Raw genomic sequence first — 19,458 nt, forward strand, 5'->3', positions numbered from 1 at the left:
CGACGACCTGCTGCGCATCGCAAAGAACCGTCTCAAACGGATGCAGTACCGGCCCACCCTCGCCTTCGGATTCCTCGCCACCAGCGGACTGGCACCACCCTGACCCTGACCCCAAAAGCTCAGTAAGATCGCACCGCGGTCAGCTACCACAGTCCAGATCGGACATCAGGCGACACACCAACATCTGCTGACCACAAGATCGTCGCCAGAACCGAATTACGTGAGCGTCAACAAACAAGGTCCCAAGTCCCGTTTGCCCCCGCAGTAGAGCAGCGCAGCGACGCCCACCGGCATCATCGCCGCCGCACACTCCTGTGGAACACCGGGGGTCGAAAGGTGTGCGCGACATCGACGGTTCCGCCACGGTTGTTGTGATCGCCTGGTGAACTCGTTCCACCGAGGTGGCGTTTGGCGCCTGGCATTGGTACGGGTTCGATTACGCCTTCGAGGCTGATTGTCGGCCGGCCGCCTGACGCATTACCGTGGCTACCGCGAGGCGCAGTTCCTGCTCCGTGAACGGTTTTTCCAACAGGGACATGCCTTCGCCCAAGGTGCCCTGAGCGTTGAGCGCCGGCTGGGCGTATCCGGACATGAACAAGACCGTTGTTCCGGGCCGTTCCGTCAGGAGACGCTCGGCCAGTTCGGTGCCGAGCATCTTCGGCATGATCACGTCGGTGAGTAGCAGATCGATCGGTCCCGGTTCATCCGCGGCGAGCTTCAGTGCGGCGGAGCCGCTGTCAGCTTCCAGCACGCGGTGGCCGTTACGCGCGAGGATGCGCCGGGCCACCTGACGCACGCCGTCCTGGTCGTCCACCAGCAGGATGGTGTATTGGGCTTTGTCCACCTGCCCGGCCGGTGGCTCCGGGTGCGTCTCTATGGGGCCGTCATGAGCCGGTAGCAGGATCGACAGCGTGGTTCCGTGCCCCGGTTCGGAGGTGAGCTTGGCGTGGCCTTTGTGGCGTGCGGTGATGCCGTAGATCGTGGACAGACCCAGGCCGGTGCCTTCGCCGGGCGGTTTGGTCGTGAAGAAGGGTTCGAAGGCCTTGGCGGCGACTTCCGGATTCATGCCGACGCCGGTGTCGGTTACCCGCAACCGCACATAGCGGCCGGGTGGGAGGCCGAGCGGCTGGGCGTGGGCCCTGTCGAGCACGGCGTTGGCAGTCTCCACGCTGATGCTGCCGCCGGACGGCATGGCGTCACGGGCGTTGACCGCCGCGTTGATGAGGATCTGTTCGACCTGACCCGGGTCGGCCATGATCGGCCACAGATCGGCGGCGAGCCGCAGGTCGATGTCGATGTGCTCGCCGAGCGTACGCTCCAACAACATCACGGCGTCCCCGACGGCCGTGTTGACCTCGAGCACCCGTTGACGCAGCAGTTCACGCCGGCCGAAGGACAGCAGTTGACGGGTCAGATCGGTAGCCCGCTCGACCGCACCCCTGATCTTGCGTGCTTGCTCGGCGATATCGCTCAGCACGGCAGGTGCGTCCGACAGCGCGGTGTTCTCGGCGTCTTCCTCAATGAACTGGGCCTGCCCGCCGATGATGGCCATCAGGTTGTTGAAATCGTGGGCCACCCCACCGGCGAGTTGCCCCAGGCTTTCCAGTTGGCGGCTCTGCTGCAGCTGCTGTTCGAGTCGTTGGCGTTCGACTTGTTGGGTGAGGTCGCGTACGGCTGCGGCGACCAGGAGCCCGTCGTCGGTGTCGATGGCTGACAGTGACACGTCCACGGGGAACTGGCTACCGTCCTTGCGCTGAGCCTGCAACGGCAGCCCGGCGCCCATCGGCCGCGTCTTGGGCGCACTGAGGAATCCGCTGCGCAGACGCTCGTGCTCGTGCCGCAGCGCCTGCGGTACGAGGATCTCCACCGGTTGGCCGCGCAACTCGTTGCGGGTGTACCCGAACAGCCGCTCGGCCTCCGCGTTGACCAGCAAAATCCGCCCGGTCTCGTTGACACCGACGATGGCTACAGTAGCGGCCTCCAACAGCGCCCGGAAACGCGCTTCGGCTCGCTGCTCACCGCCGGTGTCCCGGGTAATCGACGCAGCACCCACCACCGCGCCGTCTGAGTCGAGGATCGGCGCGACTGACACCGCAACGCGCAGGATAGTGCCGTCCTTGCGGCGGCGTGGCACCGGTCCGAGCACGACCGGATGGCCCCGCGCTATCTGCTCGAGAACCTCGGACACCCCCGGCGAGCCCGCCACGTGAAGCATACCGATCGGCTGGCCCACAGCCTCCGAGGACGTGTACCCGTAGAACCGTTCGGCGGCGGGATTCCAGTACGTTATCTCGCCGCTGAGGGTCGAGCTGATGATCGCGTCGCTGGCTGATTCGGCCAGCCCTTTGAACAAGCTGCGGGTCACCGCCACGCGGTTGGACAGGGGCGCCTCGCGTACCTGCGCCCAGACCTGCATGCCCATGTTCGACCACACGGGGGACAGATGCAGGTCCGCGACGAAACAGGCGCCGCCCTTGCGCCGGCACGGCGCATGCACGACCAACTGCTCCGCGTGCTCCATGCCACCGGCAAGCACGTCGCCGATCAGGCCGGGGCAGTCGAACAAGGTGTCGATGTGCCGTCCGAGAAGTTCCTCGTCCCGGTAGCCGAGCACTGTCTCGGCACCCGCGGTGAGGGCGACGAACCCGTCGCTGCCGATGCCGATCAGCGCTGTCGGCGGTTCATCGGACGGCGGGGTGATCGGCCGGTCCTCCACGACCACCATTTCCACCACCCCCTCGGTTACCGCTCACTTCGTAACCTAGTACGACGCACTCGTGCCTACCCTCACTTTGAGGAAAACCGCGAACCGCAAGGCGCCCAGAGACGCCAGCGCGGCACTCGCCCTCTCATCGGCGGGTCGGTTCCTGGTCTTGGGCACGCGCCGGCGGATTTCCGTACGTAGCACGGTACGACGGCATGAAGTTCCGGTCCGAGCGCGACTGGTGTCCACGGCTGCACCCGGACACGGAGTTGCGCCAGGAGGTGCGGAAGACCCCGAGGAGACGCGTTCTCCGATGGCGCGCTCAGGCGGCTCGTCGCTCGCGTACTCGATCTTGCAGACGAGAGCCGCCTCCGAGATCACCCCCGGTTACGTGCTGCCACACGTCCACGACCGGCACAGCGTTGAAACGGTGACCGATCAGCAGGTCGACCACTTGTCGGCGGGAGTATGCCGGCCGTAACGACACGACCGCCCTGGTCATCACGTCGTCCACTTTCATGCTGTTATAGCGGCCGCCTCGCTGGTCACCTCCCACGGGTAGCTCAAAGATCCACACCCGGGCGCCGTCGCCGGATCGGAACGCCGAGCGTCCGCTCCGGTTCGCAGATCTCGACCCGAATTGCCCGCCCTGAGGTTCCCAGCGGCAGGGTGTGGCCGGCGGCGAGGTGCTGGAACTGCGGGAGGATCTCGTCGGCGCTGTGCATGTTCGGACCGAGCAGATTCTCGATCCAGTCGTCGGTGTAGGCGCCGCCATGGCCGTTGCCCATCTGAATGAGCCGCGGCCACGCTGCGGACGGCGGAGCGTCGATCGTGACGGCCGAGGCCGAGACCCGGGCGGCTCTATCGCCCGGTAGTACTCCGTCGGCCTCCGCGGGCAGGGCGCCCCAGGCGAGAAAGCATCGGCGGGCCCACGGCGACGTGGCCACCATGATCCCGCACCGATCACGATCATCGTGGTCCTCATCGCGATAGCACCACCTTTTCGATGCCCGACCGGCGAGCACGGTCCAGGCAGGTCCTATCGGCGTTCGGCGCCCACACGCAGCGGAGGTGCCGTCCGGCGGAAACGGAACTGGGAAAAGTGCAGCGGAGGAAGCCACCGAACCAGTTCCGCGGTTCGGGGGTTCGAGCCGTACGCGAGCAGGGTGAGGAAGACGCCGTACACCGGGAGATGGCCCAGCAGTTCGGTCTGGCCGAACAGCAGCAGCGTCGCGTTGAACGGAATACCGGCGACCAGCACGGCCACCTGCGGCAACGCACCCGAGATGACGAGAAGACCGAACAACAACTCCGTGGCGCCAGCGACCGCGACGAAGGTGTCCACCGGGAGATGAATGCCCACCGTGTGGAAGATGTCGAGCTGCGGGAACATCCGTACGGTCTCCCGGGCCAGCCCCGGGTTAGCGAGCTTCTCCGCGAAAGCGAGGGTGATGAGTGCACCACCGGCACCCAGCCGTAAGGCCAGCAGCCCCCGGCGAAGCGCAGCCGCGTCCGGCTCGACCCGCCCGAATGCTGCGTCGGAAGGCGGCACGAAGGCGAGGAACACCGCCACGCCCAGCAGGTCCATGGCCGACAGCAGACCGACCGGCCCAGTGGTCAGCAGCGCCAGCGGACCGGTCAGCGCGAGCAGGATCGCGGCCGACTGCAGCCGGACACCGGTGATGAACCAGATGCCGAGCGCCCCTTCGACCAACAGCATGAGCGGGCCGACCCCCACTTCACCGACGTCCAGGTCGTGCGTGAGGAAGTGGCCGGACACCGCCGCGGCCAGCAGCGATACGCCAAGGTGGATGCCCAGCAGCCGAGGGACGTAAGGAACAAGGTCACCAACCCGGGCCAGGAAGCGCAACTCGGGCACCGGCAGGAACCGCGTCGCGACGAACCGCCACACCACCGACACAGCCACCACCGCAATGATCAGCGCGAGCGTCACCGGTCGGACCACGAACGACCAGTCCGCGGGGAACGAGGCCGGCTCCGGGACGAACCACTTCTCATGCGCCGAGGCTGGTGCCGGCAGCAGCAGGACAGTACCCAGGACCGCGAGCACCACTACCCGCCGTCCTATCACGTTCGCCATCGAGGTCACTCCCCTGTCCTGCCGCCCGCTCGGGCGCCCTCAGTGAGTCTCCGTTCGACGGTCCGACAGGAGCAGAGCGCCAATGCCCGCCTGTTCAGGACCAAAGTCCCGCCAACTGCGATCGTTGGTCAAAGGTGGTTGCGGCGTGAGTAGCAGGCGATCGACCGTTTCGCAGAGTCGCAAGATGTTGCGGTTGATCGCATCCACCTGCCAGCGATGCCGCCAACCCTGGGCCTCCCCGCCATCGCACAGGAGTTCCAGGTGCCCCTGAATCACCGCCAACGGGGTTCGGATCTCGTGCCCGACCGCGGTGATCACGTCTTCGCCGTAGGTTTCGCGCAACTCGGCGGCCAAGTTGTATCGCGCCGATGCGCGTAGCGCTGCTTCGACATCGAGCCGGTGTGCCATCCCGGTCAGCCTGCGCAGCAGAGATTCGATATCGCCGGGGTAGGGTTTGATGCCGAAGACGCACAACGCGCCGACGATACTGGTGCCGCGATGCAGTGGGGCAGCGGCCGCGAAGCCCGCTTCACCGAGACCGGCCGCCGCCAGGTCGGCGATGACTGTCGGTCGACCGGAGGCGGTGAGCATGTCGTGCAGTTCGCCAGCGTGCGGCTGACGCAGCAAGCGCGTGCTTCCGTGCGCGGCGCAGACTTGCACCTCGCAGGATCCGGCAAGCGTCACTGCGGCCGTCACGCTTTCGCAGACCTCGGCAACCAGCGCCAGGAACTGGGGCAGGTCGTTTCCAAAGGCGTCCGCACGGGGTTGCCAGGCGATTCCGGCGACCGGCGCCGGATGAGAGCTCGTCGTGTTCATCGGGCCACCTATCGGGTCGGGTGCAGTAGCGACGGCGAGCCGGGCCCGCCGTCGTGCTTCACCTGATCGCCCGGTGTACGCCGCCCATGAACCATTCTCAGCGGGTCGGGACTATGGTCCCGAGCCGGACAGACATCCCCGCTCGGCGGCGCCACGCCCGGCGGCGCCTGTCCCGGATCCGGGAGAGTGGACCGGCCGAGCATCATGCTGGTTCCCGTGACACCTGCTCGGTGCGGCAGACAATGCCGCAGTCGAGCCGATCAAAAGGTTGAGCCGTTGAGGTGATCTTGACGGAGACGCAGTCGCCGACCGTCCGCGTGATCACTGCGGAGAGCACCGAACCGGCCAGCCGCCAGGTGATCTTCAATCCGAGGGCGGCGAGGCGCAGCGAGGTCGGCGCCGGCCGGTTCGCTGCGCCGCGCGAAACCAGCCAAAGGGATCAGGGCTGAGGCGATGATTAGGGGTCCAGTCACGGGTCTCGTGAAACACCAGGGTGACCCGGGCGAGCGCGACGAAGTGGCGGCTGTTGATGCGGCGCCCGAAACGGGGTCAGCACATGGCCGGAATCGCAACCCAATGCTCACTGATCGTGCCGTCAACTGCGGTACCGGCCAGCCGAAGGGGCTGACACAACGTCCAGGGTGAGGAGCAGGCATGTCGGATTCGAAGGTTTCTCCGTCTACAGCGGGGATCGAGCAAGCGGTCGACGAGGCGGAGCGGACCGCTCTGCAACGCGCCGCTGACGACCGGGGAAAGATCACGGCCCTCAACCGTTCACAGGCGGTGATCGAGTTCGATCTGTCGGGCACGATTCTGGACGCCAACGAGAACTTCCTGGCCACGGTGGGCTACACCCGCGAGGAGGTAGTGGGTCAGCACCACCGCATGTTCGTGCCGGAGCAAGAGGCCCGCGGGACGCAGTACCGCGAGTTCTGGGAAGCGCTGGGTGAAGGCCGGTTCCAGTCCGGGGTGTACACCCGGGTGGCCAAGAACGGCCGGAAGGTGTGGCTGCGGGCGACCTACAACCCGATCCTCGGCACCGACGGCCGGCCGGTCAAGGTGGTCAAGTTCGCCGCCGACATCACCGCCGACCGGCAGCGCACCGCCGAGTTCGAGGGCAAGATCGATGCGGTCAGCCGGTCGCGGGCGATGATCGAATTCGACCTGAACGGCACGATCCTGTCCGCTAACCAGAACTTCCTCGACACCATGGGCTACGGCCTCGACGAGATCGTCGGACAGAACCACCGCATGTTCATGCCACCCGGCATGGCCGACCGCCCGGAGTATGCCGAATTCTGGAAGCACCTGGCGCACGGCGAGTTCAAGTCCGGTGAGTTCAAGCGGATAGCCAAGGGCGGCCGGGAGGTGTGGCTGCTGGCGTCGTACAACCCGGTACTCGACGCCGACGGCCAGCCGGTGAAGGTGTTCAAATTCGCCGCGGACATCACCGAGGAGCAGCACCGCACCGCCGAGTTCGAGGGCAAGGTCGCCGCGATCAACCGGTCCCAGGCGGTCATCGAGTTCAACCTCGACGGCACGATCCTGACCGCCAACCAGAACTTCCTCGACACCATGGGCTACACCCTCGACGAGATCGCCGGACACCACCACCGCATGTTCGTCGACCCGTCCGAGGCTTCCGGAGCCGCCTACTCGCTGCTCTGGGAGCGGCTGGCACGCGGCGAGTTCCAGGGCGGGGAGTACAAGCGCATCGCCAAAGACGGCCACGACGTGTGGTTGCAGGCCACATACAACCCGATCCTCGACGCCGAGGGCCGGCCCGCCAAGGTGATCAAGTTCGCCATCGACGTCACGACCGCGAAGCAGCGCACCGCCGAGTTCGAGGGCAAGGACACAGCGATCAGCCTCGCCCAGGCGGTCATCGAGTTCGATCTCGAAGGCAATGTCCTCGCCGCGAACGACAACTTCCAGCGCACCATGGGCTACAGCGAGCGAGAATTGATCGGGCAGCACCACTCGATGTTGTGCCCGGCCGACTACATCGTCTCGCCCGAATACCGCGACTTCTGGCACCGGCTCGCCGCCGGTGAGATCCACAGCGGGCGCTTCCACCGTGTCGGCAAGTACGGCCGCGAGGTGTGGATCCGGGCCAGCTACATCCCGATCCGCGACCTGCACGACGTCGTCTACAAGGTGGTCAAGTACGCCTACGACATCACCGACCAGGTTCTGCTGGAGCACCAGCTCGCGACCAAGACCCACGACATGAAGGCGTCGGTGACCGCGCTGACCGCGGCGATCGACGAGATCACCGCGGCCGCCACGCAGGCCACCACCCTGGCCGACACCACCCATCACAACGCCCAGGAGGGCTACGAGGACCTCCGCAAATCGATCGACGCCATCGAGCTGATCCAGAAGTCGTCGGAGCAGATCGCGGCGATCGTCACGGTGATCGGCGAGATCGCCAGCCAAACCAACCTGCTCGCGTTCAACGCCTCCATCGAGGCAGCCCGCGCCGGCGAGCACGGCATCGGCTTCTCCGTGGTCGCCGGCGAGGTCCGCAAGCTCGCCGAACGGTCCTCCGCCGCGGCCCGCGAGATCACCCAGCTGATCCACGAGTCCGCCGGCCGGGTCAGCCAGGGCGCCACCGTAAGCCAGCGTGCGCAGAGCTCGTTCGGGCAGATCCTGTCCAACGTCGGCGAGACCAGCGACACCATCAGGCGGATCGCAGCCTCGACCGAGGAGCAGCAGACCGTGTCACACCACGTCGCTGAGCTCATCAACGACCTGGTCAACAGCAGCAACACCGACCAGCACGACCGGGCCGCGTCATGACACCAACGGCCGTCTCCACCCTCTACGGCGTCTTCCGCACCGGGGGCCTGCGCATGGCGCTGCCGTTGGAAGAGCTTCGTGAGGTCATCGTCCGGCCTGCCGAGTTCAGCCCCCTGCCCACCGCGGGGGTAGGGGTGCTCGGCGCGGTCAACCTGCGCCACATCATCATTCCGGTGCTCGATCCGTGCCTGCTCGCCGGGCAGCCGTCAGCGGCCGAGACGGGCGAGGTCATCATCATCGTCTCCAGCGACGGCCGGCTGTTCGGCCTGCTCGCCGACGCCATCGAGGGCTCCACCCACGTGGCCGCCGACGCCCTGCTCGCAGTGCGCATCGGCGGCGGCGTGCCGGCCCTGTTCTCACACACCTTCGAACGCGCCGACGACCGCGCCGTCGTCGCGTTGCTGGACGCCGCCACCATCGTCGACACGCCGGCGATCCCCGCCGTTGCCGACCCGGCCCAGCAGCCGGGCACGCCCGCCCCCGTTACCGCCTCAGTCGCGGCGCAGACTCAGGAACCCCGCCGCACCCTGCTGATGTTCGAGTGCGGCGGCACCGGATTGTCCATCGACGTCACCCACGTGCACTCCGTTGTGCCTGACCTCGAGCTGCACTCCTCGCCCCTGGACGGCCCGATCTGCCGCGGCGTCGCCCACCTCGACGGCCACGCCGTCCCGGCCATCGACCCCATCACCCTGCTCGGCCTGGGACTGCAGCCGCGAACCGACACCTACCGCGGGGTCGTGGTCTCCCTGCCACAGGGCCTGATCACACTCACCGCGACCGACGTCACCGACATCACCACCGTGCCCGCCAACGACATCCTGCCCATCCCGACGCTGCCGAGCCCCAACCACGCCCTGCTCGCCGGGCTGCTCACCACCGACGATCGCCAGTACCTCGTCCTCGATGGGCAGGCACTACGCGAGAACACCGAACTGGCCGCATTCGGAGCGCTGAACCTACGCCTCGACTCGCAAACCTCCCCCGCCGACCCGCCGCCGGGCGACACCGACGCCGCCGGGCGAGACGAGCACAAGGTCATCCCGAGCGTGCGCAAGTTCCTCACATACAACATCGGGGTCGAGGCCGCCACGCCGCTGGAGCAGATAGACGAGATCCTCCCCTACCCCAGCCACCACCTCAGCCTCGACGAGAGCCCGCTGATCGGCATGTTCACCCACCGCCGCACCACAATTCCGCTGATCAACCTGCCCGTGCTCCTCGGGCGCCCCCACACGCCCAACCCCGGCACCGACCGGGTGCTACTGGTAACCGTCGCCGCCGGCACCACCGCCGGGCTCGTCGTTCCGGAACTGCACGCCATCGAGCAATCCGTCTGGGAGGAGTCCGCCAAGACCACCAACGACCTGCTGCAGCGGCCGCTGATCGGCATGGGCACACCCGAGGACAACCGGCTCGTGCCCCACTTCGACCTCATCACCATCGCCGCCGAACACCTCGGCAGGCACCTTGTCCGGACGGGAGAACGCGGCTCCACATACGCCGAGCAACGCAGGACCCGCGATTCCGCACCCTCGGTCATGAGCTGACAACCGCCTCGACGGCGCCACACGTCGTCGAGCGGCATGCCGTGCAATCGCAGCAGCCGGCTGCCCTGGGGGGTGCCGACCAGTTCGGCAAGGTCCTGCCTGGCGATTTGATCTTCTTTTCGATGACAACTAGTTCGTGGATCAGCCTGGACGCCGGCCAGCGGCGAGTCTGGGACCGCGGCAAGCCGCGGCGGCGGGCGCTGACCCCGGCCGCGTCGCAGGCGCTGGACTGTTCCGCGAACGTGGAGCTTGAGGCGGAGGCAGCTGGCGTGGAGGGGACGCTGACCGTCATCGCCAAGAACCACCTCACCGTTCAGGAGAGCGCTGCCTGTGCACAGACCGATCGGCCCGACGCCGCCGAAATCTGGGTCATCAACGTGACGGTGACAGGTTCGTGAACAGAATTCACGGCCTGTGTCCGCGTGACAAGCTGCTGCGCAGCACGGCTGCCGTCCGGTAGCGACAGCTCCGCGCCAAAGGACATGATCTACCCGGCATGCACCGGACTGCGGACCGGCTACGTGACACTCGGGCACCGGCTCGCGTTGAGCCGGCGCATGCTTCAGCCGACCGGGACGGCCTGACGGAGCAGTTCGCGATCGGAGTGGTCCGCGATCAGCGAGCCTACGTCGAGGATCAGGGCGATCTCGCCGTTGCCGAGGATGGTCGATCCGCTGATGCATTTCACCCGGCTGAAAAGGATGCCGAGTGGCTTGATCACGGTTTGTAGCTCGCCGAGCAGGCTGTCCACGACGAGGCCGGTGCGCTGTCCGGACTGCTCGACGATCACGACGTTCTGCCGTCGTGCCGCGTGGCCGGGAATCCCGAAGATCTGCCGTAGCCGGATGAACGGCAGCACTTCGCCGCGCAGGTTCATGCAGTCGCGGACGAGTGGGCCGGGCGGTAGCTCGACGCATTCGGTGACCCGGTCGAGTGGCACGATGAACGAGGATGAGCCGACGCCGACGAGGAAGCCGTCGATGATGGCCAGGGTGAGGGGAAGCCGGATGCGGATCGTGGTGCCGATGCCGCGGGTCGTCTCTACCTCGATGCTGCCGCGCAGTGCGGTGACGTTGCGCTTCACCACGTCCATGCCGACGCCTCGGCCGGAGAGGTTGGAGACGGTCTCTGCGGTGGAGAAGCCTGGTTCGAAGATCAGGTTGTAGATCTCAGAGTCGGTCAGGGCGGTACCGGGCGCGACCAGTTCCCGTTCGACCGCCTTGGCGAGAATGCGGTCCCGGTCGAGGCCCCGGCCGTCGTCGGCGACTTCGATCACGATGTTCCCGGCGTCGTGATAGGCGTTGAGCCGCAGCGTGCCCTGCTGCGCCTTGCCGTGCTTGCGCCGCTCCCCGGCCGGCTCGATCCCGTGGTCCAGGGAGTTGCGCACCAGGTGCAGCAGCGGGTCGCTGATCCGCTCCACCAGGGCTTTGTCCATCTCGGCGTCCCCACCGGTGATCACCAGGGACACTTCCTTGCCCAGTTCCATGCAGACGTCGCGGACCACCCGCTCGAAGCGGCGCAACGTGGTGCCGATCGGCACCATGCGCAGCGACAGCGCGCTGTGCCGCACCTCGTCGACCAGCCGCATCACCTCGCTCTGCGCCTCGGCGGAGGTGTCCGTCGCCGAGCTGTTCGGCATGCCGGTGCTCGATTGGGCGATCACCAATTCGCCGACCAGGTCGATGAGTTTGTCGAGGCGGGCAGCGTCGATCCGGATCGTCCGGGTGTCCTGTGAGCGGGTCTCGGAGGTCCGCCGCTGGCGGTTCAGTGCGGCGTCCACAATGGCACGCTGAACGATCCCCTGCTCGATCAGGATCTCGCCGATGGGTACCGGCTGAGTTCCCTCCCGTACGGCTCGCTCCTGCTGGATGCGCAGCGCCTCGGCCATCTCCAGCTCGGTGACGGCGCCGCTGGTGACCAGCACGTCACCGATGCGGTCGTTCTCCGGCATGGCGCGGATGGCCCGTACGTACGTGTCGAGCTGGCTGTCCGCGGGGGTGATCCGGATGTCGCTGTCGTCGCGGACGAAGTCGAAGACGGCCTCGATCTCGCTCTTCGGAGCCGCGGTGACGAGATCGACCTCAAAGCTGAAGTAACAGGACTCGGGGTCCATGTCGGCGGCGTCCGGCAGCCGGTCGGTGACCGTGACGACGTCGGTCACCGTGCCGAGGGTGGACAGGTAGCGCAGGAACGACAGCGGGTCCATGCCGTTGCGCAGGCAGTCCTCGCCGAAGTGCAGCTCGAGCCGCCAGGCCCGCTCCTGCGGCTCCGCATCGGTACCGGGTGCCGATGCGGTCGGTGTCATGGCACCACCGTCCATCAGGTAGGGCTCCAGCCCGGACAGCAGCCGCGCACCGTCGGCGGCCTGCGCGGCGTCGGGTTCGAGCTGCCCGCGCGCCAGCCCTTCGATCATCGCGGAGATGTGGTCGGTGCACGGCAGCAGCGCGCTGACCAGCCCGGGCGTGACGTCGAGCGTTCCCTCACGGACGGAGCCCAGCACGGTCTCCACGACGTGGGTGAAGGCGACCAGGTGCTGCAACCCGAACAGGCCGGACGAGCCCTTGAGTGTGTGCGCGGCCCGGAACACCGCGTTGACGGTCTCCCCGCCGGACGGCTGGTCCTCGAGCTCCAGCAGCCCCTCCTCCAGCCCCTGCACCAGATCCCGCGCCTCGGTCACGAACATGTCGAGCGCTTCGCGCATATCGTCGTCGAGTGCCATCACAGCTCCAGCCGGGTCAACGCCAAGGCCTCGGTGACCGCCGCGCTGGGCTCGGCGAATTCCACCGGTAGACCGAGGCGGAAGCCTTCGGCGCGCGCCATCACGAGCACCTGCAGGCCGGCGGTGTCGACATCCCCCACCCCGGACAAGTCGATACGCAAAGCGTTGCCGTCGCCCAGGGACGCCAGCAGGCGCTCCCGGTGGTCGGCCGCTGTCACGATGGTCAGCTCCTCGTCGACGACGAACCGGCGTGGTGCTGTCACGGTTGGACCAGCTTCGCCACCGCGCCGAGCATCTGCTCGGGCTGGAACGGCTTGGTCACCCACGCCTTGGCGCCGGCTGCCTGGGCCTGACGCTTCTTGTCCTCCTGGGATTCCGTTGTCAGCATGATGACCGGGGTGAACTTGTAGGCGGGCAGCTTCTTCGCCTCGGCCACGAAGGTGATGCCGTCCATGTTCGGCATGTTCACGTCCGAGATGATCAGGTGGATGCGCTGCCCGTTGAGCTTGGTCAGCGCGTCCTTGCCGTCCGTACCCGTGATCACCTCGTAGCCGGCACCCTTCAGGGCGATGCTGACGACCTGTCGTACCGACGCGGAGTCATCCACGATGAGAATGGTCTTGGCCATCGTCGTCTCCTAGAAAAACGTGATTTCGGATTCGGATACCTTCGCCGCCGTGCCGGAGGTGTGAGCCCGGTGTTCGTCGGCCATCGTGTATTTCGTCGCGAGATCGTCGAGGAGCACGCGCGCGTCCAGCGCTGCCGTGCCGGTCGCCGCGTCGGCAGCCAGATCGGCAAAGCGGATGATGTTGTCCCGCAGATGCTCCAGCATCTGGTTGACCCGGTCCTGGAACTGCAGGCTGACCAGCGACTCGCCGATCTCCCCACGGATTCCGACAGCGGCCTGTTCCAGTTGCTGGGACGAGTCCTGCATCCGCGACAGCATGGCCATCAGGTCGTCGAGAACGGCCTGAACCTCGCCGTTGGCGTGCGCTACCGCGGTGCCCTCGCGTTCCGCACTGGCCTCCGCGGTGGCCAGCACCGAGGTGATCGCCTGGGCGACCCGGTCCACGTTCTCGACCATGCGTGCGCTGGTGTTCTGCGACCGGTCGGCCAGCTGGCGGACCTCCAGGGCCACCACGCCGAACGACGCGCCCACCGTACCCGCGCGCTGGGCTTCGATGGCGGCGTTGAGGGCGAGCAGGTTCGTCTGTGCGGCGATCCGGGTCACCTCTTCCGACATCTGCCGCAGTTCCTCGTTGAGGCTGAGCAGCGAGTGGAGTTCTCCCAGGGACGCGCGCTTGGCGGTCAGCGCCTGGTCGAGCGTGTCCACCACGTCGCCGAGGCGCTGACGGCTGCGGTCGAACGTACCGCCCTGCCCATCGTGCAGTGCCTCCGACGACGACGTCAGCACGGAGTCGAGATGCTCGACGATGCCGCCGAACGTGTCGGTGAGCTGTCCCACGGCCGTTTCCATCTGGGTGCGGGACGAGTCGATCTGCGCCGACCACACCGGGGCGACCGCGCCGGCGAACTCCGTGACACTCTCGGCGTACCGGTCCGGCGGTAGCGGACCGGGGTCCGTGCGACCGCCGGCCCGGCGGCCTCGCGCCACATAACCGGCCCCGAATCCGGCCGCCAGTGCGATCACTGCGACAAGTGTTTCAGCCATGCTGGTGGATCACCTCCGCGATCAGGGCAAGGGATGACTCACGGTTCACAGCGCCGAGCGCTACCGCTTCGCGCGGCATCCCGTGCACCACACAGGTCGCCTCGTCCTGCGCCACCGTGAAGGCACCGGCCCGGCGCATCTCGAGCAGTCCGCGCGCGCCGTCGTCGCCCATGCCCGTCATGATCACGCCGAGCGCGTCGGGGCCGGCGGCCTTCGCTACCGACCGGAACAGCACATCCACCGACGGCCGATGGCGGTTGACCGGGGGCCCGTCGAAGACCCGGACCCGGAAACGCGTGTCCGGCCGCTGAACCTCGAGATGACGGCCGCCCGGCGCGATCAGCACGTGACCCGGCAGAACCGGATCGCCGTCCTGCGCCTCCCGAACCCGGACCCGGCACATGGTGTCGAGCCGGGCGGCGAACGCCGCGGTGAACTTCTCGGGCATGTGCTGCACCACGACCACCCCCGGCCCGCCGGGCGCGAGCGCGGGCAGCACCACCTCCAGTGCCTGCGTGCCGCCGGTGGACGTGCCGATCGCGATCATCCGCTCCTCCGGTGCCGTCGACGACCGGGTACGTACAGCTGCGGGGGGACCGGCCGGATCCGGCCCACCGGCCGGAGCCGGTCGGGCTGTTCGGCGCTGCCCGGAGGCGGCGGCCGCCCGGACGGCGGCCACGATGTCGCCGCCGTCGTCCTCGATGAACTTCTTCAACCCGGTCGTGGGCTTCGCGATGACCGACACGGCACCGGCGGCCAGTGCCTCCAACGAGATGTCGGCGCTGCGGCGGGTCAACGTCGAGCAGATCACCACCGGCGTCGGCCGAACCGCCATGATTTTGCGCAGGAAGGTGAGCCCGTCCATCCGGGGCATCTCGAGGTCCAGAACCACGACGTCCGGCCAGGCCTTGTTCATGTGTTCCATGGCGAAGATGGGGTCGGGTACGGCCCCGACGACGTCGATGCCAGGATTCTCGCGCAGGCGGGCGGACAGCACCTGCCGGACGACCGCCGAGTCGTCCACGATCAGTACCCCGATGCGCCCGGTCATGCCGTGTTCCCGTCGCGGCCGCGGGCCCGGTCCAGCGCTCGGAGCCATACGTCGCCGCTGCCGATGTCGAAGATCAACCGCCGTGCACCGGTGCCACCCAGATCGCGTACGGTCAAGGCGAAACCGTGCCGTTCGAGCAGCGCCATCCCGGCCTCGATGTTGTGCCCGGCGACGTCGAGCGCGGCCGGGATGCTGAGCTGCGGGAACTGCTCGCCCCCGCCGAACATCTTCACCTCGTACTGGCTCGGGGTGGTGTTCGCTCGCCGCACGTCGCGCAGGAACAGCTCGATCGCGCCGTCCGCGTAGCGGGGGTCCGGCGGACCCGGACAACCGGGGCGCCGGCCCGGCAGCATGTAATGGCACATGCCCCCGATCCGCCGGGCGCTGTGCCAGGCAGTGATCGAGATGCAGGAGCCGAGCACCGTGTGGATGCGGGTGCCGTCGTCACCGAAGTGGTAGTCGCCGGGGTGCAGGAAGACGTCAGCCACGGGCGTCGCCGTCCAGCCGGTAGATCGACGGCTCCACCATGCGCAGCTGTGACGGGATCGCGTTGAGTGACTCGGAGCTGCCGATGATCAGATGACCGCCGGGGACCAGCCTCTCCTGCAGCCGCGGGATCAGCGAGCGCTTCGTCTCCAGGTCGAAGTAGATCATCACGTTGCGGAGCATGATCACGTCGAAGTGGCCGAGCTGGCGGAACTCCTCGATGAGGTTGCGGCGGTGGAACTGAACCCGGGACCGCAGCTCGGTGGTGACGGTCATCAGGCCCTCGTACTCCTCGCGGCCCTTCAGCCAGAAGCGGCGCAGCAACTGCCGGGGGATGCGCTCGGCCGCCTCGATCGGGTAGAGCGCCGCCCGGGCGCTCTCCACCACCCGGGTGGAGACGTCCGTACCGACGATCTGCCACGCGCCGGCAGGCAGGGTGTCGGCCAGCACCATGGCCGCCGTGTAGGCCTCCTCGCCGGTCGAGCTGGCCGCACTCCACAGCCGGAACGGACGTCCGGCCCCGTGTGCTGGAAGCACCTCCCGGCGCAGGTAGTCGAAGTGCTGCGCCTCGCGGAAGAAGAAGGTTTCGTTCGTGGTGAGCAGGTTGATCAGGTGGTGCAGTTCCGTCTCGTCGTGACGGTCGCGCAGCAGGCGTACGTAGTCCGAGTAGCCGGTCAGGCCGAGTGCCCGGATCCGCTTGTCCAGCCGGCCGGAGACGAGGGCCTCCTTGCCGGGTGCGAGCCAGATGCCGGTGTGCTCGTGCAGCACGCTGGTGATGTACCGGAAGTCATCGTGGCTGATCGTCCGCAGGTGAAGGTTTGGGGCTGTCACGGCTGTCCCGGCTCGGCCGGTATGCCACCGCCTTCGACCGGCGAACGGTCAACCGTCGGCTGCTGGGCGAGATCGCTGAGCCGGACCATGTCGCTGACGGACAGCACGTGGCTGATGTCCAGCAAGATGAGGAAATCGTCGTCACGGCGGGCCATGCCGCTGATGTAGTCGGCGCGGATCCCGGCGCCGAATGCGGGCGCCGGTTCGATGTCGTCGGACGAGAGTGTGACGACCTTGGTGACGGAGTCGACGAGGACGCCGATGTCCTGGCCGTCGGTGACGTCCTTGTCGTCGACATCGACCTCGGCGAGCTCGGCCAGCGACGGATCGTGAATGTGCACGATGATGATGCTGGTGCGGCGCCCGATGACGGTGTTGCCACGGCCGAAACGGATGGCGAGGTCGATGACCGGCACCGCTCGCCCGCGAAGGTTGATCACGCCCCGGATGAAGTCCGGCATCATCGGCACCACGGTCAGCGATCGGTACTCGAGAATCTCCGTCACGTGGAAGATGTCGAGGGCATAAGCCTCGCCGTTGAGCGTGAACGTCAGATACCGCCCGGCCTCGGTAACCGTGTTCACAGTTAGCCCCCTTCACCCTGCGCCTCTCTCGCATTCGATCAGATTTACTCGGCAGGGCTCCCGCGAATCCGGGACTCGGCGCCGAATACGGCCGGGTGTCTGTTTCCGACGGGCCGGTCGGCGCGAAGCGGCCGGACATTGCCTTCATTCCGGCATTCCCCGAACCCCCACGTCGATAAGCTGGCCCGGTCGTGGCGGGGGCCCGGCTGGGTTCGATGGCAGCAGATGCCGGATGGGGGATTTCGTTCCATGGCAGAGTCGCCGGAAACACGTCAGCACCGCGGTCGATCCGGTTTCCGGGACATGCCGATCGCCTGGAAACTGCGCGGCCTCGCGGCCGTGGTGTGCGTGCTGCTGATCGCCATCGGGCTGGTGGGGATCGTTCAACTCGCCCAGACCCAGGACAGGTTGGCGAACCTCTACAACAACAACCTGCACGACGTGCGCACCCTCGGCGAGGTGGCCGCCGACTATGTCGACGTCCGGCTGCAGCTACGCACCGTCGCCATGGCGAGTGCCGGAGCGGAGACGGACACCGCCGTCGCGAGCCTGGACACGTCGATCGCGGCACTCGACCAAGTATGGGCGACCTACTCCAGCGCCTCTACGGCCGACACCGATGAGATAGCGTTCCTGACCAGTTGGACCGCGTACAAGAAGCTGGTCAACGACAAGCTGAAGCCGCTCGCCGTGGCGAGCCGTCTGACCGAATACAACCGGGTGGCCGCGACCGAGGTGACGCCGGTGGCCGACGCCATCGGTACTGCGGTCGAGGACCTCATCACCCGCAACAACGCAGCGGCGAAGAACTCGTTGGACGACTCCGCAAGCGCCTACTCCGCCGCGCGGTTGATAATGATCATCCTGATCGTGGTGGCGCTCATCCTCACCTTCACCGTGGTCCAGCTCATCACCCGCGCCGTCGCGCGGCCACTGAACGAGACAGTCACCGTGCTGACCGCGCTCGCACAGGGCCGGCTGGACCAGCGGGTCGCCGTGGCCGGCCGCGACGAAGTCGGCCGGATGGGCACGGCCCTCAACAGCGCGCTCGGGCGCCTCGGCGACACGGTCAGCACCGTCGTCGAATCGGCGGCACAGCTCAACAGCGCGTCCCTGCAGATCAGTGGCGCCTCACAGAGCCTGTCGCAAGCTGCCACCGAACAGGCCGCCAGCGTGGAGGAGACGACCGCCAGCATCGAACAGATGACCGCGGGCATCAGCCAGAACAGCGAGAACGCGACCACCACGGAGGGCATCGCGACCACCACGGCGGCCGAGGCCCAGGAAGGCGGCGACGCGGTGCAGCGGACCGTGGCCGCCATGAAGGAGATCACCAGCAAGATCGGCATCATCGACGACATCGCGTTCCAGACCAACATGCTCGCGTTGAACGCCACGATCGAGGCGGCCCGCGCCGGTGAGCACGGCAAGGGATTCGCCGTGGTCGCCAGCGAGGTCGGCAAGCTCGCCGAGCGCAGCCAGGTCGCCGCCCAGGAGATCAGCGAGCTGGCGGCCGGCAGTGTGCAGACCGCGGAACGCGCCGGTGACCTGCTCTCCACCATCATCCCGAGCATCATCCGCACCTCGGACCTCGTACAGGAGATCGCCGCGGCGAGCGGGGAACAGTCCACCGGGGTACGGCAGATCAACATCGCGATGACCCAGATCGGCAAAGTCACCGAACAAACCGCGTCGTCCAGCGAGGAACTCGCCGCCACCGCCGAACAGATGTCAGCGCAGACCGCTCAGCTCACCGCACTGATGGACTTCTTCCACACCGGAGCGCCCAGCCGGTCGTCGGCTCCGCGCATGGCGGAACACGCGGGCTCGCGTAACGCCTCAGGCTGGTCCAACAACGCCTATCGACCCGGCCGGAACAGCGGGTACAACGAGAACGCGGCGCCCGCGTTGAGCTCCACCGGCGCGCCACCGGCCGACCTGGAAGCAAAGTTCGACCGCTTCTGAGCACTCAGCGGCGTGTTGGCGGCTCACCTCGGGCCGGTCCTCCTGGTCTTGTCGCAGTCGGCGAGTCGAGCAAGATCACCAAGCGTTCATCACGATTCCATGTCGGCGGCGCGTGAAAACTGACCCCCAGGCGGCGGTTGAACCTGGACCCCCCTTCCATGATCGGGAGGGTGTTGA

At 67.4% G+C, this 19,458-nt stretch carries 16 protein-coding genes and 1 pseudogene; 5 read left to right on the forward strand and 12 right to left on the reverse strand.

The annotated features are described in order from the left end of the window. Window positions 1–436: 436 nt before the first annotated feature. The 4 genes from KXC43_RS49415 to KXC43_RS49430 all read right to left on the reverse strand — a co-directional run bounded on the left by KXC43_RS49415 (window position 437) and on the right by KXC43_RS49430 (window position 5,621). Entirely contained in the window at window positions 437–2,725 is a 2,289-nt protein-coding gene (locus KXC43_RS49415; protein ID WP_221383274.1) for a PAS domain S-box protein, read from the reverse strand. Between the two features lie 542 nt (window positions 2,726–3,267). Then, entirely contained in the window at window positions 3,268–3,654 is a 387-nt protein-coding gene (locus tag KXC43_RS49420) for a hypothetical protein (protein ID WP_221383275.1), read from the reverse strand. Window positions 3,655–3,743: 89 nt separating this feature from the next. Continuing rightward, window positions 3,744–4,658: a hypothetical protein gene (locus KXC43_RS49425; RefSeq protein ID WP_221383276.1), complete on the reverse strand. Its 915-nt coding sequence runs from the start codon at window positions 4,656–4,658 to the stop codon at window positions 3,744–3,746. Between the two features lie 186 nt (window positions 4,659–4,844). Further along, a complete protein-coding gene (locus tag KXC43_RS49430; protein ID WP_221383277.1) occupies window positions 4,845–5,621 on the reverse strand; it encodes a histidine kinase dimerization/phospho-acceptor domain-containing protein in 777 nt (258 codons plus the stop codon). Between the two features lie 287 nt (window positions 5,622–5,908). Between KXC43_RS49430 and KXC43_RS49435 the strand changes: the two genes are divergently transcribed. The 4 genes from KXC43_RS49435 to KXC43_RS49450 all read left to right on the forward strand — a co-directional run bounded on the left by KXC43_RS49435 (window position 5,909) and on the right by KXC43_RS49450 (window position 10,371). Further along, the gene (locus KXC43_RS49435) at window positions 5,909–6,070 is read left to right on the forward strand and encodes a hypothetical protein (protein WP_221383278.1); all 162 of its coding nucleotides are present in this window, start codon (window positions 5,909–5,911) and stop codon (window positions 6,068–6,070) included. Between the two features lie 205 nt (window positions 6,071–6,275). Further along, complete coding sequence (locus tag KXC43_RS49440; protein WP_221383279.1) at window positions 6,276–8,423, forward strand: methyl-accepting chemotaxis protein; 2,148 nt, start codon at window positions 6,276–6,278, stop codon at window positions 8,421–8,423. Next, window positions 8,420–9,973: a chemotaxis protein CheW gene (locus KXC43_RS49445; RefSeq protein WP_221383280.1), complete on the forward strand. Its 1,554-nt coding sequence runs from the start codon at window positions 8,420–8,422 to the stop codon at window positions 9,971–9,973. Before KXC43_RS49440 ends, KXC43_RS49445 begins: the two co-directional genes overlap by 4 nt. Window positions 9,974–10,014: 41 nt before the next feature. Then, the gene (locus tag KXC43_RS49450; protein WP_221383281.1) at window positions 10,015–10,371 is read left to right on the forward strand and encodes a hypothetical protein; all 357 of its coding nucleotides are present in this window, start codon (window positions 10,015–10,017) and stop codon (window positions 10,369–10,371) included. Window positions 10,372–10,535: 164 nt separating this feature from the next. Here the strand turns inward: KXC43_RS49450 and KXC43_RS49455 are convergent, their stop codons facing one another. From KXC43_RS49455 to KXC43_RS49490, 8 genes are read right to left on the reverse strand one after another with little or no spacing between them, the layout of a single operon-like run. Continuing rightward, entirely contained in the window at window positions 10,536–12,692 is a 2,157-nt protein-coding gene (locus tag KXC43_RS49455) for a chemotaxis protein CheA (RefSeq protein ID WP_221383282.1), read from the reverse strand. Then, a complete protein-coding gene (locus tag KXC43_RS49460; RefSeq protein WP_221383283.1) occupies window positions 12,692–12,955 on the reverse strand; it encodes an STAS domain-containing protein in 264 nt (87 codons plus the stop codon). Before KXC43_RS49460 ends, KXC43_RS49455 begins: the two co-directional genes overlap by 1 nt. Next, entirely contained in the window at window positions 12,952–13,320 is a 369-nt protein-coding gene (locus KXC43_RS49465; protein WP_221383284.1) for a response regulator, read from the reverse strand. Before KXC43_RS49465 ends, KXC43_RS49460 begins: the two co-directional genes overlap by 4 nt. A gap of 9 nt (window positions 13,321–13,329) precedes the next feature. After that, window positions 13,330–14,364, reverse strand: coding sequence for a methyl-accepting chemotaxis protein (locus KXC43_RS49470; RefSeq protein WP_221383285.1), 1,035 nt, complete (start codon window positions 14,362–14,364; stop codon window positions 13,330–13,332). Beyond that, window positions 14,357–15,415 carry a protein-glutamate methylesterase/protein-glutamine glutaminase gene (locus KXC43_RS49475; RefSeq protein ID WP_221383286.1) on the reverse strand — a complete coding sequence of 353 codons (1,059 nt, stop codon included), beginning with the start codon at window positions 15,413–15,415 and terminating at the stop codon, window positions 14,357–14,359. Before KXC43_RS49475 ends, KXC43_RS49470 begins: the two co-directional genes overlap by 8 nt. Continuing rightward, window positions 15,412–15,903 (reverse strand): hypothetical protein, encoded by a 492-nt coding sequence (locus KXC43_RS49480; RefSeq protein WP_221383287.1) that lies wholly within the window; start codon window positions 15,901–15,903, stop codon window positions 15,412–15,414. Before KXC43_RS49480 ends, KXC43_RS49475 begins: the two co-directional genes overlap by 4 nt. Further along, the gene (locus tag KXC43_RS49485; protein ID WP_308129617.1) at window positions 15,896–16,732 is read right to left on the reverse strand and encodes a CheR family methyltransferase; all 837 of its coding nucleotides are present in this window, start codon (window positions 16,730–16,732) and stop codon (window positions 15,896–15,898) included. Before KXC43_RS49485 ends, KXC43_RS49480 begins: the two co-directional genes overlap by 8 nt. Next, the gene (locus KXC43_RS49490) at window positions 16,729–17,316 is read right to left on the reverse strand and encodes a chemotaxis protein CheW (RefSeq protein ID WP_221383288.1); all 588 of its coding nucleotides are present in this window, start codon (window positions 17,314–17,316) and stop codon (window positions 16,729–16,731) included. Before KXC43_RS49490 ends, KXC43_RS49485 begins: the two co-directional genes overlap by 4 nt. A 315-nt stretch (window positions 17,317–17,631) precedes the next feature. On the opposite strand from KXC43_RS49490, the pseudogene KXC43_RS49495 reads away from it, so the two are divergent. After that, window positions 17,632–18,936, forward strand: a pseudogene (locus tag KXC43_RS49495) (methyl-accepting chemotaxis protein); the annotation flags it as partial. Window positions 18,937–19,458 lie beyond the last annotated feature (522 nt).

Source organism: Paractinoplanes polyasparticus (assembly GCF_019710575.1).
Taxonomy (GTDB): domain Bacteria; phylum Actinomycetota; class Actinomycetes; order Mycobacteriales; family Micromonosporaceae; genus Actinoplanes; species Actinoplanes polyasparticus.